This is a genomic window from Lysobacter antibioticus (assembly GCF_000731095.1).
In the GTDB taxonomy this organism is placed as follows: Bacteria; Pseudomonadota; Gammaproteobacteria; order Xanthomonadales; family Xanthomonadaceae; genus Lysobacter; species Lysobacter antibioticus_B.
In genome coordinates this window covers 1-14,139 of sequence record NZ_JMTZ01000012.1, presented here as the reverse complement: position 1 = coordinate 14,139, position 14,139 = coordinate 1, and the positions used below count along the sequence as shown (strand labels likewise).

The window sequence follows — 14,139 nt, the reverse complement described above, 5'->3', positions numbered from 1 at the left end:
CCTTGCGGCTGCGCCGGACGTCACTGGTAAGAGCCGCTTTCGAGCGAGCCGAGCAAACGCGCGACGACGTCGAAGCCGGTCGGCGTGTCGAGCAGGTCGGCCGGCTTGCGGCCGCCGAGCGCGGGCTGCGGCTGCTCGATCCAGCGCCCCAGCCACTTGGCCGAATCGAAGCCGCGCGCGCCTTCGGCGGTGCTCGCGTCGACGATGGCCTCGGTGATGCCGAGCAAGCGCATGATGCCGAGCGCGGCCTGGCCGCTGGCGCCGGCGATGCGCGCCTGTTGTGCGGCCTTGCTTTCGGCGGTGGCCTTCGCGATGCCGAGGATGTTGAACATGCGCACCGCCGGCAACTCCATGCTCGCGGCCATGTGCTTGACGACCTGGGCCGGCACGCCCTGGCGTTCGGCCGCCACGCGCTGCAGCGGCGTGGCCGAGCGCAGATAACTGACATAGCCCTTGAGCGTGGCGGGGGCGCCGTGGACGTCCAGCGGCGGCTCCTTGACCGACAGGCCGCGCTGGCGTTGGGATGCGGGGTAGGCCTGCGATTCCTGCAGGCCGAGCTTGCTTTCGTGCACGCTGGACTGCGCGCGCCCCGCCGACTTGGCGAGCGGCTTGGCCGGCGAGGGCTTCTTGGCGGCTTTGCTCATGGCGGGGCTCTGTCTGGATCGGGACTCACTCTAGCACAAAACTGGACGGCCATCACAAGTGGCGCCTGGCCCGCCCGAGCCTGTCCGGGGCCGACCGGCGTTCCGGTCCGGCGCCCTGGATCGGCCGCGAACGCAGGCGGATGCGTGCGCCTGCGATCGGCGGCAAAATTACCGGTTCATGGGCAGCGATCCATCGTCGCGGATGGATCGGCTTGCCGTCGCGATCGGCCATCCATCGAGACTGGGGAATGAACGAACTACGCATCACCTCTGAACGCGAGCATATCGACATCGGCTTCGTGCATCGGTTTTTGTCCGAGCACAGCACCTGGGCCCAGGGCATCCCGCTGGCCCTGGTCGAGAAATCCATCGCCCACTCGCTGTGTTTCGGCGGCTTCCTCGGCGACCGCCAGGTCGCGTTCGCACGCGTCGTGTCGGACTACGCCACCTTCGCCAACCTGGTCGACGTGTTCGTGTTGCCCGAATGCCGCGGCCGCGGTTTCAGCAAGCAGATGATGGAGGCGGTGCTGGCGCATCCGCAGTTGCAGGGGCTGCGCCGTTTCACCCTGGCGACCGGCGATGCGCACGGGCTTTACGCCCGCTACGGCTTCACCGCGCCGCGCTACCCGCAGACCTTCATGGAGCGGTACGTACCGGATATCTACGCGCCCGGCGCAAACGCGGGCGTGGGCGCAGGCCTTGAGACGGCTACGCCGTAAATTGATGGCAAGCCGTTTTCCCGGTTGAGCGAACGCCGGAAAGGCAGCGGCCGGCGTGCGAGGAGCGCGGATTTCACATGCCCGGTCCGAGGCTTCCGGTAGCGTCGGCGGCGGTCGACGAACGGTGTTTCCAGCCGCTCGCAGGGCCTGCATCGCCGCCGTTCCGCGTTGGTTTGCGATGGAGTCCATCCGCCATTGGTACTGCATCGAAGAGCCATTTACGGTTGCTATGCTCTGCATGGCCGGCTGGGCCGTCGCTCGAAACGCGTCAACGCAATCGTTAAACGTAAGGAGTTTCCATGAACCGCCAAGCGCAGATCTTCGCCACTTGCTTCGGATGGGCCTTGGCCGCGGCGTCCGTGGCGCAGGCGGCCCCGGGCGACCGCCAGGTCTACGACGAAGCCATCGCGCGCGCCTCTCGCGTGTGTCCCGACCATTCGCCGGAACGCACCGGGCCCGGCATCAGAAGCATTCCCGTCGCGGCATTGCGGGTGATCGAGCAACGCAACTACGCCCTGTGCCCGGACCGACGCCTGGACTCGCAGACGCCGGTGGTCTGGTACGGCCGCGAAGGCGTGTTCGCCTGGAATCCCGGCGCCCGCGGCGCGGTCAAGTTGCTCGCCGGCAAGGTCGCAGCCTATGCGAAAGACAAATCCTTTCCGGCCCAGACCGTGGTCTGGAAGCCGAACGGCAAGTTGGCCGAAGGGGCCTTGGTGCCGGCGTTCCGCGGTCGTTTGGTGCGTTGATCCCGCGCGCGGCGTGGCCTGGGCCGAAGCGGCCGCGGGCGATGCGAACCGCATACGGCATCGTGCGATGACGCGGCCGCAAGCTTGAACACCGACCGGCGATGAGTTCCGCATCCACTCCTCGCCAACACTGGTTCAACGACCCCGAAACCCCGGCCCGCGCCGGGGTTTTCGCGTTTTCGGCCATCTCAGGCGGTGCGAGTGCGGCTTGCGATAATGCATCGGGCGCAACGCCTACACCCTGCCGGCAGGGACGGATGCCGGCATTTCATGGAGATCCACATGACCCCGACCCCTGCGGAAAAGACCGGCGAATTCGAGCGCGCCGACAACGGCTGGGTGTTCAAGTACTTCGTTCGCGAGGCCGGCGGCCTGGTGCTGCGTCACGAGGTGTTCGAGAACATCTCCGATTTCTTCCAGCGCGTCGACCATCTGTTCAATCGCGTGGACGGCTCCGACGAGCCGGGGTGGCCTGCCGCCTAAGCATCCGCGCCTTCCTTATCTGCGCAGCCTTTCATCTCCGTATCTCTCATCTCATGTCTCATCTCGTCTCTCCTCTTGGCTCGCCGGCAATGGCGGGCCTGTTTTTTTTGCCTATGCAAAACAGGGATGCCGCGATGTCGGCTTAATCGTTCAGCCAGTGGCTTGGTCGCTGCAATGCGATGCCTCGTCACGTGGGCAACGCACGGCCCTGTCAGACTGGATTTTTCCGATCCGATGGGATGAGCCATGACACGCCGCGCGCATTCGACCACGCAATTGTCCAGCGTCGCGTATTCCGCACCCTTCGTCATCGCCGAGCGCCTGATGCGTTTCGCCGCGGCCGGCGCCGATCCTTCGGTCCTCGACCAACGCGAGTGGCAGCGCATGCTCGAGGAAAAGTGGACGGCCGCCCTGCAAGGCTCGTGGGCGATGTCGGGGGCGTTGTGGGAGGCGTACTACGACGCCTGGTCCAACCTCATGAGCGGCGCCTGGACGCCTTGGTCGATGCCGTCGCCGGCCGACTGGTGGGTGCGCGGCGCCCAGAGCGGCGAACGCATCCTCTCGGCCGGGCTGGCGCCGGTCGCGCGCACGGTGTCGGCCAACCACCGGCGTCTGGCGCGGCGCAAGCGCTGATCCGGAGCCGGATTCGGGCCATCCGTACCGGCGAAGAACCTCCTCGCTCGCGGGGAGCAGGCTTGTTATTGCTTGTCGATTGGCCGTATGTGTCGATTGGACGTAGCGGCATGTAACACCGCGAACGCCATCACATCGCCGACCCGCCATCCGGCATTACGTTAACGGCGATTACCGGCCTGGTCGCCTTACGCAACGCGGGCGTCGAGCGTCCATCATCGCCGGCCGACGACAAGCCTCGCGCGGTCGGCGGTTCCCCCACGCGAAACGGAGTTCCCATGCGCAGTCTCGTCATCGCCCTGGCCCTGGCCACCACTCTGGCCATGCCGGCCTGGGCCCAGTCGGTATCGTTCGGCAACAAATTGATCAACGTCGGCGACACCGTCGGCACGCTCCAGCACGTTGCCGGCAAGCCCGATCGCATCGTCCCCATCCAGAACAAATACGGCGCGACCATCGCCGAACGTTTCGAGTATTACCTGACCGGCAAGAGCGTGCTGATCACGATCACCGAGGGCAAGATCACCGACATCCGAGAGGTGTTCTGATCGGTTGCCTGCGCCGGGTTCACCGCGCAAGCCAGTCCCAAGCCTCGCGAGCGTAACCGCCGCGAGGCTTCGTTAAATTTCAGTTGCCGCGTTCGTTCGCGCTGAATGCCCGGCCTACCGAATCACACTTGTGAGCGGCCCGGTGCGGGAACTATTGCCGATTGCTTTCCGTCTATCGCGAGCCTCGCCTGCAGCGTGCAGGCGACTCGTTAGATTTTAGGAAAGCCCATGTTATCGAATCACCGTCGGGCCCTGTCGGCCTGGTTTTTCTTCGCTCTGCCGCTGGCCTCGATCGTCGCCAATGCGGACACCCTGAAACCTCCCGCGGGCGTCGCCTCAGGGCCCTGCATGGAAGGCGTTTGCGAGTATCGCCTCGGCAATGAGATGCGCGTGCTCCTGCTTCCGGACGCTGGCGACGCGAAGGTCACCGTCAATCTGGTCTACGGCGTCGGTTCGGCGCACGAGAATTACGGCGAAGCCGGCATGGCGCATCTGCTCGAACACATGCTGTTCAAGGGCACGCCTACTCACGCCGATATCTTCGCCGAACTGAGCAAGCGCAGCATCGACTCCAACGCCACCACGACGACCGACTACACCAACTACCATTCTTCGTTCGCTGCCGACGCCGCCAAGCTGGATTGGTTGCTCGGCATGGAGGCCGATCGCATGGTGCACTCGCGCGTCGCGCGCGAGGATCTCGATAGGGAAATGACCGTAGTGCGCAACGAGATGGAGAATCGCGACGACGATCTGTCCGGCGTACTCTACGAAAGCGTGGCCTCCACCGCCTATCAGTGGCACCACTACGGGAAACGGATCATCGGTGCGCGCAGCGATGTCGAAAACCTGCGCATCGAACGGCTGCAAGCGTTCTATCGCGCTTGGTACCGGCCCGACAACGCCACCCTGGTGATCGCCGGCGGTTTCGACCCGGCGCAGGCCTTGAACTCGGCGGCGCGCCGTTTCGGCAAGATCGCCCGGCCCCGCACGCCGATGCAGACGGTGTACACCGCCGAGCCCGCGCAAGCCGGCGAGCGCGAGGTCACGGTGCGGCGTGTCGGCGGCTACAGCCAGTTGTTGGCGGCATATCACGTGCCGGCGGCGACCCACGCCGATTCCCCGGCGTTGCAGATCCTGGGCGAAATCTTGCAGGGGCCGGTGGGCGAGCGTCTGTACGCGACGGTGGTAGGCAATCGGCATGCCGTCAGCGCGGGCGCAAGCACGCAGTGGCTGCGAGCCCCGGGGCTGTGGATGGCCTACGCGACTTTGGCGAAGGACTCCGACATCGCGGCCACCCAGAATCTTCTGTTGACTCAAGTCGAAGGGCTGGACAAGCGGCCGATCCTTGCCGCGGAAGTCGACGCGGCCAAGCAGCTTCTGCGGCAGAATTTCGCTCGCGAAGTCACCGACGCCGGCCGGCTGGCGATGGCGCTTACCCCTGCGATCAGTGTCGGCGATTGGCGTTTGTACTTCCGTTATCGCGATAGCCTGGAGACAGTCGACGCCGAGCAGGTGAACCGCGTCGCGCGTACCTATCTGCGGCCGGCCAACCGGACCCTGGGACGCTTGCTGGCGACCGCATCGCCGCAGCGAGTCGCGATCCCGGACGCACCATCGCCCGCATCCCTGTTATCGGATTACGCAGGCAAGGCCGAGGCCGACACGGTCGAACGCTTCGATGCATCGCTTTCCAATATCCGGCAACGCACCCGGTTCGTGCACATCGACACCGGCTCCGGCGATGGATTGCGCCTGGCCTTGTTGCCCAAGAAGAGCCGCGGCGACAAGGTCGTGGTCGAGGCCTTCTTCAGTTTCGGTGATGTCGAGAGCTTGCGTGGCCGCGATACGGCAGCACAAGCCGCCGGCGAGCTCCTGGGCGACGGAAACTTCAAGATGAGCGCCGCGGAACTGGCGGTGGAACTGGCCAGACTCAATTCCACGATCGATCTGGGGGGCGGCTTGCAATCGGCGCATTTGTCGTTGAACACGCAACGCGAGCAGTTGGGCAAGACCTTGTCCTTGGCCGAGCGCCTGTTGCGCACGCCGCGCTACAGCGATGCCCAGGTCGAGCAATACAAACGACGCGCGACGCTCGGCCTGCAAGCCGCTCGCGAGGATGCGAACAGCATCGTCGGCGATGCCATGACGCGTCATTTCGATCCCTGGCCGGTCGGCCATCCGATGCGCCAGGCCGATGCCGAACGATCCCTGGCCGACATCCGCGCCCTCACCAGCGAACAAGTGCGGGCGTTTCATCGGGACTTCTATGGGGCCGCGAACGGGGTGATCAGCGTGGTCGGCGATTTCGATCCGGTCGAGACCGAGCGGGAATTGCGCCGGCTGTTCGCCGATTGGAAGGCCCCGCGCGCCCATGCGCCGGTCGCCAGGCGCCATGTCGCGGTGCCGGCCGAGCATCGCAGCTTCGCGACGCCCGACAAGGACAGTGGCGTGCTGCTGGCGCGCAGCAATATTCCCTTGATCGAATACACCGACGACGCGTTCGCGTTGAGGGTGGCGAACCGGATTCTCGGCGGCCATACCATCGATTCGCGGTTGGGACAGCGGATTCGCGACCGGGGCGGGCTCAGTTACAGTGTCGCCAGTACGCTCGACGCCCAGCCCAGCCTCGACGGCCGCGACGATGCAGGCAGCTGGATGGTTCACGCGACCTCCGCTCCGCAGAATCTCGCGCAGGTCGAGCGCGGCGTACGCGAAGAACTCGATCGCCTGCTGCGCGATGGCGTGAGCGCCGATGAAGTGCGCACCGTGGCGACGGCGATGCGCGCCGAGCAGGAACAAGCCCGCGATACGGATGCCGGCTTGGCCTCGTTGCTCGGCGGTCTCATGTATTACGGCCGCAGCCTGGATTTTCTGGCCGAGTACGATCGGAAAATGGCCGCGCTCAGCGCCGAATCGGTGAATGCCGCGATCCGGAAATACCTCAAGCCGGAGCAATTCAGCTTTTACGTGGCGGGCGATATCGATGTGGCCAAGAGGGAGGCCAAGCCCGATGGCAGGACTATAGAAGGCGAGGCGGTGAAACCCGTTGTCGGCGAGGCCGCGGTGCGGTGAGGAGATCGGTCTGCTGCATCGGGTTTGCCGCCGTCGGAGTCGCCCATGCCGGTGCAGGTATTCGACTGGGACAGGCCGCGCAGTGCCTTCGCGGTAATCGACGGCGACGTTCTGCAAACGGACCGATGCCGGCATCGGTGATTCGTTTCAGGCCGGGCTGCGACCGTGCAAGCGCCTGAACGAAGACCTTCGATGCGCGCGACTACAGGTGTGACAGCGTTGGGGTGTCGTTGTCTTGCATGCGTTACAAGATCGGGACGCCGTTCGATGTCGGTGTAGCGGCGTCCCGGCGAAGCAATGCCGCCTGTATTCGCAAGAGTACGGTCGGCTCCTGCTTTCGATTCGCGCGTACGTTTGCGGCCTTCGGCTTCGAGTGCAAGCCGTCGCCAGCGTGCCCGCGATCACGGTGAACGAGAAAACCGTCACGCATGGCGCGCGGCGGTGTAGGGGGATACGGAGGTCATCACGTTATTGCAGCGGGCGCCCACTCACTGGACCCAAACCGACCGAGACGAACCGGCGGGCCGCGAAAGCGGCCGTCGGAAATCGGCAGCTGTTGATCTGCAACTGTCGATCGGCAGATCGGAATCCACTGTCGGCGGCCTTCGTCGCCGTCCTTCATCGTCGTTACCGAAGAGGAACCTCGCTCCATGCCATCCCGTATTGCCCCGGTTGCGGTTCCGCGAGCGCTCGGCGCACGCGCTCAGCCTTTGTCCCTCGCGATCGCTTGTGTCCTGTTGTTCGCATCCGCGCCTTCGTCGGCGCAAGTCGCCGCACCCGGCGAGCACGACGGCCGCTACGGCGATGCCGACAGTTGGCGCAGCAAAGAGTTCGAGAGGGACTGGGGCCTGGGCGCGATCAACGCCCATCATGCCTACGCGCGCGGCCTGACCGGTGCGGGCATCGCCTTGGGCCAGTACGACAGCGGCGTGGCCCTGGACCATGCCGAATTCGCCGGGCGCGGGCACGTCAGTCTCAGCCTGGGCGCATCGGGCTGTATTTCCGACCCCGGCGTCATCGTCTTTCGCGGGCCGGGCCGCTGTTTCTCGACGCGCGGCGATGCGCCCACGCGCGAATTCAGTTTCGTCTATCCCGCCCGCACCGCGCCGTATCAATACGCCGGTTACGGCAACCACGGCACGCACGTGGCCGGCACCATGGTCGCTCAGCGCGACGGCGTCGGCATGCACGGCGTGGCGATGGGCTCGCGACTGGTGACAGCGCGTTTCTTCGGAGACACCATTTATCGTTGGGACCAGGGCGCCGACGGCACCTGGAAGCGCGCAGCCATCGCCAGCAGCGGCGTCGGCGGCGAGGCCGAGGTGGTTACGGATTTCTATCGGCAACTGAGTGCGCACGGTGTGCGTGCGGCGAACCTGGAGATCTGGTTGCCTATCGCCAACTCGCCGCAGGCCAACACCCTGGCCGCGGTCGAACAAACGTATCGCGACTATCAGTCCTCCTATGACGCCTACATGGACGGCGCGATCCGGCACGGCATCGTCAACGTCGTCGCCTTGGGCAACGACTCCGGCCGCATCGCCAACATCTATCCCGGCATGGCGGCGTTCCGGCCCGAAGCGCAGCCGTATTGGCTCAGCGTGGCGAACGTGCAGCGCTCCGGCGACGGCGGTTACGTCATCTCGCCGAGTTCCAGCATCTGCGCCTACACCAAGGACTGGTGCGTGGCCGCGCCGGGCACTTTGATCAACTCCACCAGCATCGGCGGCTCCTTGCAGGGGCAGATCGAAGGCGAGCTCAGTGGCGAGCAGGCCCTGCAGATCCGGCTCGGCCAGACCAAGCCGGTATTGAACTACGCCGACCTCAGCGGCACTTCGATGGCCGCGCCGCACGCGATCGGCGCGATGGGGTTGTTGTTCGAGCGCTTCCCGTACCTGAGCGGCCCGCAGGTGCGCGACGTGTTGCTGACCACGGCGACCGACCTCGGTGCGCCCGGCGTCGACGTGATTTACGGCTGGGGCCTGATCGACCTGAAGAAGGCGATCGACGGGCCGGCTCAAATCCTGAAAGACAGCGAGGTGGCGATGGACCGCGCCGCCGGCGGCCTCAAGGTGTGGGAAGGCGATGCCTGGGACGACTGGCGCAACGACATCGGCGGCCCCGGCGTGTTGAGCAAGTCCGGCGCGGGTTGGTTGCGCCTGAGCGGCGACAACGCCTTCGGCGGCCTCAACGTCAAACAGGGCGTACTGGAACTCACTGGCGACAACCGCTATCCCGCACAGGTCGAAGGCGGCACCTTGTTGGTCAACGGCAGCCTGACGAGCGCATCGCTGCCGGTGCGGGCCCAGGGCGAACTCGCCGGCAGCGGCCGCATCGTCGGCGATGTGCTGATGCAAGGCCGGGTGTCGCCCGGCAATTCCATCGGCACCTTGAGCGTGCAGGGCGATTACGTGCAAGCCGCCGGCTCCAGCTATCTCGTCGAACTCGCGTCCGACGGCCGCGCCGACCGCATCGAGGTGAGCGGCAAGGCGACCATCGAAGGCGGCGCCTTGCAGGTGGCGTATGCGCCGGGGCAGTACCTGCTCGGCCAGCGCTTCAACGTCATCAATGCAGCCGGCGGCGTCGCCGGGCAGTTCGCGGCCCTGGAACAGGCCTGGCTGTCGCCGTTCCTGAAGTTCGGCCTCAGCTATGCGGCCAGCCAGGTCGATCTGAGCGTGGTACGCGGCGCCTCGTTCGCTTCGGTGGCGCGCACCCGCAATCAACTCGCCGCGGCGGCCGCAGCCGACCGCCTCGCGGTCGGGCAGGGCCTGCCGCAACCGTTGACCCAGTTGTTCCCGGAACAGGCGCTGGCCGCGCTCGATGGCTTGAGCGGCGAAGGCCACGCCAGCCTGCGTTCGATCCTGCTCGACGACAGCCGCCACCTGCGCGAAGCCGCGCTGGTGCGCGCGCGCAACGGCAGCGGATGGGCCGGCGAGGGCGACGGCGAGGGTGACGAGCTGAGGCAAGGAGCGTGGATCGAGCTGTTGAAGTCCGGCGGCACCCTCGATGGCGACGGCAATGCCGCGCGCAACAAGTACCGCGGTTCGACGACTTTGTTCGGCTACGACTATCGCTTCGACGGCGGCTGGCGCCTCGGTGCGCTCGCCGGCCGCGGCCGCATCGACAGCGACAACGGCCGTCTCGACCGGGGCCGCGTCCGCGCCACCCAGTTTGGGTTGTACGGCGGCCGTCGCTGGGGCGGGTTCGGCCTCAGCGCCGGTGTGGCCGTTGCGCGCCAGAGCGTGGAGCTGGATCGCCGCATCGGCTTCGACGGTTTCGCCGATCGCACCCGTGCGTCTTACGACGCCGACACGCGCCAGGGCTTCGTCGAAGGCGCGTATCGCTTGCAGGCCGGCGCCTGGGGCTTCGAGCCCTATGCGCAGTTCGCCCAGGTGCGGGTGGACAGCGATGCCTTCCAGGAAAGTGGTGCCGCCGCAGCCTTGAGCGGTCGCGCCGCCGAAAGCCGCGTCGACCTGTCGACGCTGGGGCTGCGTTTCGATGTCGGCCTGAAGGGGGAGCAGCAGGATCGGAGTTGGTTGAGCCTGCGCGGTGGCCTTGCGCGTCGCCATGCCGGCGGCGAGCTGACGCCGCAGACCCAGGTGGCCTGGCGCGGCGGCGATAGCTTCAGCGTGGCCGGCGCGCCCTTGGGCGAAGACGCCACCCTGGTCGAAGCCGGCCTGGCGGCACGCCTGAGCCCGAGCAGCCTGCTGGAATTGAACTACAGCGGCCAGTTCGCCGACGAAGCGCACGACCACGGCATCAACGCGCGTTACTCGCTGCGCTTCTGAGCCGACCCGAGGGGGCACCCCAAGCCACGGCGGTCGCGACCGTCGTGGCTTTCTTTATGTCCGAGCGAGATCGAGCCCTGTACGCCTGCGTATCGGGTTCAGCCTTTGCGCGCCTCGGCGACGTCGCCGGCCGCTTGATGGTGGGCACTGATCGACAACAGCGATAGCAGTTCCTCGGTGCGCGCGTCGGCGTACAGCTCGAACGGGGTCCGGTAATAGAACTGCGGAATCGGGTAATTCATGAACCAATACAGCATCTGCTCGGCGTTCTCGTGGTTGGCCTTGGCCGCCGACAGGATCCGCACCAGGTTGCGCAGCGCGAGCTGCAGTTTCGCCGAGCCGTGCGGATTGCGGATCGTCGCGTTGCCGTGCGGGTTGGAGATCGCGGTGAGGTCCTTGGCCCGGATGCCTAGGGCGGTGATGACCCGCTTCGGCGAGATATGGGTCGAGCCCGGGACGCGAAGGGAATCCATGAAGATCTCGAACTCGGCTTCGGTCATGACGCTCTCGGTGGGTGAAGGCGCGCGCTGCGCGGCGACGCGGCGGCGGAGGATTCCGTCAGGTGGGCAACGGATGGGCGGTTGCCGGCTCTGGCAAGGCCGTCCTCTCGGTGAGCGTGCAGGGCGGACCCCCGTGAGCCGTCCGAGGGGGTGGGGCATCCGCCCAGTAGCGTTCATTTCGCGCCGGAACGCTTGCGGGGAAAGATCAATTTTTCTTCTCGAGATCTCCATGGCGGTACTGGCGCACATTTTTTTGTGGATTAAGTCTCGTTTTTCCGGGCCTGCGAGCGGCCCGCGCAGGCCGCCGCGCCCCGTCGGCCCAGGCCGCGAAAGGCTTTCCCAGCCTGGGCAAAAGCCGCCAGGGCATTCAGCTTTGTCGTCGAAGGAGGTGCGCAAAAGGCCCGAAAAAATCACAAAAAAAATATATCTCCTTAGATGCCCGCTTCGATCGGCGTCCCTAGTCTGGCCGCCATAGGGACAGCGACACAGCCGAGTGGCTGCTGCTCGCGGGGGGATTCGATGGCAGGCCCATCGGCCATACCCGGGACGGCCTCGGTTCGAGCAATCGAACGGCAGCGCATCGGCATTCAAGACCCTCCATTACACGGTTCGCCTTTCACGGGGCGTCTTAACCGCGGGCGGATATCGGTCCGAGATCGGTATTCACAACTGAGCGAATCGCCGGGAAGGCGAAGGGGAATGACCGATGAACTTTATTTACTGCAAGGTGTGGAGCAAGAGCCTGGGAACCTGGGTGGTGGCTTCGGAGTTGGCTAAGGGCGGGAAGAAGCAGGCGCGCAAGGCTTCGTCGGCGGTGGTGTCGGCGGTGGCGCTGGTGTTGGCCGGTGCGGCGCCGCCTGTGTTATCTGCGGAGGTGGCTTGGACCTGTTACAACGATAACCAGGCAGGTGGGTTCCGTTGCGGCGAATTTTCCGACATCCCCGACGGCGTTACGACCTGGGGAACGGCAGTAGGTTATCGGGCCATCTCGAGCGGAACTTATGCGACGGCCCTAGGGTCCAGCGCCGAGGCTACCAAGGTCAGCGCCACCGCATTGGGCTACGACTCGGAGGCATCGGGGGATTTTTCCACTGCCGTAGGCAGCATCGCCAAGGCGAGTGAAACAAACGCGACAGCCCTTGGTAACGGTGCGAGTGCGGAGGGCCAACACTCCACCGCCATAGGCAAGGGCGCCAAGGCGACTACCACTAGTGCTACGGCAGTGGGCAAGGATGCGAGTGCCTCGGGGACCTATTCCACCGCATTAGGCACCTTGTCCAAGGCTTCCGGCAGCGAATCCACCGCCGTTGGCGAGAATGCGAATGCGGGCGGCATAGGATCCATTGCCCTGGGTGGTGCGTTTGATACCACCGCGGGAGCCGAGGCTGCAGCCATTGATTCCATCGCGATCGGCCGTGAGTCCGACGTCAGCGCGATCAGCATCGGCAGTATCGCCATCGGCAACAAGGCACAGGTGAATGCTTTGGATGCCGTCGCACTGGGTCAATCGGCCACGGCATCGGCCCAGTACGCTTCTGCCTTCGGCGATTCGGCCAGCGCCTCGGCCCTCAGCGCCACTGCAGTAGGCTACCTGGCAACGGCATCGGGGCAGCGGTCCACTTCGGTCGGCACCGAATCCGATGCGACGGGCATCGAATCGGTCGCCCTCGGCGAGTTCGCCCAAGCGACTGCCGCCGGCGCCGTCGCCCTTGGCGCGGGTACCAGCACGACCGCAGCGGCGCACGCGAATGCCGTCGATTCCGTCGCGATCGGCCGCGGGGCCGGGGTCGGCGCAGCCAACACTTCGGGCATTGCCCTCGGCCGCGGCGCCACGGTCAACGGCGCCTTCGGCATCGCCCAGGGCGACGGCGTCGTTTCCGGCGCCACCGGTCGCAACGTCGCCATCGGTTCGACCGGCACCACCGCCAACAGCAGCAGCGCCATCGGCGGCGCCGTGGCCATCGGCCGCGCTCAGACCGCCAACGGCAACGGTGCGGTCGCCATCGGCGATCCGAATACCGCGACCGGCACCGGTGCGGTGGCGGTCGGTGCGGACAACAACGCCAACGGCCAGGGCGCCGTGGCCCTGGGCAACCTCAACACCGCGACCGGGCAGGGCTCGGTGGCCCTCGGCAATTCGAGTTCCGCCGGCGCCGCCGGCGCGGTGGCCATCGGCGACGGCGCCTCGGCCAACATCGCGCGCAGCGTCGCGCTGGGCAGCGGTTCGACGACCGCCGCCGCGGTCGGCACCGCCAGCACCGTGATCCGCGGCACCACCTACAACTTCGCCGGCACCGCCCCGACCAGCACGGTCAGCGTGGGCGCGGCCAATGCCGAACGCACCGTCACCAACGTCGCCGCCGGCCGCCTCAGCGGCACCAGCACCGACGCGGTCAATGGCAGTCAGTTGTTCGCTACCAACCAGGCGGTGCAGGCCGCCGGCGCCGGCTTCGGCCTGACCGCGCAGGGCGCCAACGGCTCCAACGTCGACCCCAGCGAGGCGATCGACCTGCGCAACACCGATGGCAACATCGCCGTCAGTAAGGTCGCGGGCGATAACAACGTCAACTTCGACCTGGCCGACGACATCACCGTCAACAGCGTCACCGCCGGCAACAGCCGGCTCGACAACACCGGCTTGGTCATCACCGGCGGCCCGAGCGTGACCGCGGCTGGTATCAATGCCGGTAATCAGGTGATCACCAATGTCGCCGCGGGCGTTGCCGGGACCGATGGCGTCAACAAGAGCCAGCTCGATGCGGTTGGCGCAACTGCGAACGCGGGCTTCAACGTCAGCGCGCAGGGCGCCAACGGCACCAACGTCGCTCCGGGCCAAACGGTGGATCTGAAGAACACCGACGGCAACATCCTCGTCAGCAAGACCGGCGCCGACGACAACGTCAACTTCGACCTGGCCGACGACATCACCGTCAACAGCGTCACCGCGGGTGCCACCACGCTCAACAACACCGGCCTGACCATCGCCGGCGGCCCGAGCGTGAC

At 66.3% G+C, this 14,139-nt stretch carries 10 protein-coding genes; 8 read left to right on the top strand and 2 right to left on the bottom strand.

Translation table 11 applies throughout. From position 1 onward, the window contains the following. Positions 1-20: 20 nt before the first annotated feature. A complete protein-coding gene (locus tag EX88_RS26750; RefSeq protein ID WP_081930626.1) occupies positions 21-644 on the bottom strand; it encodes an antitoxin Xre/MbcA/ParS toxin-binding domain-containing protein in 624 nt (207 codons plus the stop codon). 248 nt (positions 645-892) lie between these two features. Here EX88_RS26750 and EX88_RS0104580 point away from each other — a divergent pair, with 248 nt between their 5' ends. From EX88_RS0104580 to EX88_RS0104550, 7 genes are all read left to right on the top strand, one after another. Further along, a complete protein-coding gene (locus EX88_RS0104580) occupies positions 893-1,363 on the top strand; it encodes a GNAT family N-acetyltransferase (RefSeq protein WP_051884490.1) in 471 nt (156 codons plus the stop codon). Positions 1,364-1,662: 299 nt separating this feature from the next. Continuing rightward, entirely contained in the window at positions 1,663-2,109 is a 447-nt protein-coding gene (locus EX88_RS0104575) for a hypothetical protein (RefSeq protein WP_051884488.1), read from the top strand. Between the two features lie 282 nt (positions 2,110-2,391). Further along, positions 2,392-2,592, top strand: coding sequence for a hypothetical protein (locus EX88_RS0104570; RefSeq protein ID WP_152566097.1), 201 nt, complete (start codon positions 2,392-2,394; stop codon positions 2,590-2,592). Between the two features lie 246 nt (positions 2,593-2,838). Then, positions 2,839-3,225, top strand: a complete 387-nt coding sequence (locus tag EX88_RS0104565; RefSeq protein WP_031370822.1) for a hypothetical protein — start codon at positions 2,839-2,841, stop codon at positions 3,223-3,225. Between the two features lie 278 nt (positions 3,226-3,503). Further along, complete coding sequence (locus EX88_RS0104560; RefSeq protein WP_031370821.1) at positions 3,504-3,773, top strand: hypothetical protein; 270 nt, start codon at positions 3,504-3,506, stop codon at positions 3,771-3,773. 228 nt (positions 3,774-4,001) lie between these two features. Next, positions 4,002-6,848, top strand: coding sequence for a M16 family metallopeptidase (locus EX88_RS0104555; protein ID WP_051884487.1), 2,847 nt, complete (start codon positions 4,002-4,004; stop codon positions 6,846-6,848). A gap of 710 nt (positions 6,849-7,558) precedes the next feature. Next, the gene (locus EX88_RS0104550; RefSeq protein WP_051884484.1) at positions 7,559-10,636 is read left to right on the top strand and encodes an autotransporter domain-containing protein; all 3,078 of its coding nucleotides are present in this window, start codon (positions 7,559-7,561) and stop codon (positions 10,634-10,636) included. A 98-nt stretch (positions 10,637-10,734) separates the two neighbouring features. Here EX88_RS0104550 and EX88_RS0104545 read toward each other — a convergent pair whose 3' ends face one another. Next, positions 10,735-11,136 carry a hypothetical protein gene (locus tag EX88_RS0104545; RefSeq protein ID WP_031370818.1) on the bottom strand — a complete coding sequence of 134 codons (402 nt, stop codon included), beginning with the start codon at positions 11,134-11,136 and terminating at the stop codon, positions 10,735-10,737. A 706-nt stretch (positions 11,137-11,842) separates the two neighbouring features. On the opposite strand from EX88_RS0104545, the gene EX88_RS0104540 reads away from it, so the two are divergent. Next, the coding region (locus tag EX88_RS0104540) for an ESPR-type extended signal peptide-containing protein (RefSeq protein WP_430536893.1) at positions 11,843-14,139 on the top strand (2,297 nt) is incomplete at its 3' end.

Excerpts from the sequence above, each read along its gene's own strand:
- EX88_RS0104575 (WP_051884488.1), top strand. The coding sequence starts at position 1,663 with ATGAACCGCCAAGCGCAGATCTTCGCCACTTGCTTCGGATGGGCCTTG.
- EX88_RS0104560 (WP_031370821.1), top strand. The coding sequence starts at position 3,504 with ATGCGCAGTCTCGTCATCGCCCTGGCCCTGGCCACCACTCTGGCCATG.
- EX88_RS26750 (WP_081930626.1), bottom strand. The coding sequence starts at position 644 with ATGAGCAAAGCCGCCAAGAAGCCCTCGCCGGCCAAGCCGCTCGCCAAG.
- EX88_RS0104555 (WP_051884487.1), top strand. The coding sequence starts at position 4,002 with ATGTTATCGAATCACCGTCGGGCCCTGTCGGCCTGGTTTTTCTTCGCT.
- EX88_RS0104565 (WP_031370822.1), top strand. The coding sequence starts at position 2,839 with ATGACACGCCGCGCGCATTCGACCACGCAATTGTCCAGCGTCGCGTAT.
- EX88_RS0104580 (WP_051884490.1), top strand. The coding sequence starts at position 893 with ATGAACGAACTACGCATCACCTCTGAACGCGAGCATATCGACATCGGC.
- EX88_RS0104545 (WP_031370818.1), bottom strand. The coding sequence starts at position 11,136 with ATGACCGAAGCCGAGTTCGAGATCTTCATGGATTCCCTTCGCGTCCCG.
- EX88_RS0104570 (WP_152566097.1), top strand. The coding sequence starts at position 2,392 with ATGACCCCGACCCCTGCGGAAAAGACCGGCGAATTCGAGCGCGCCGAC.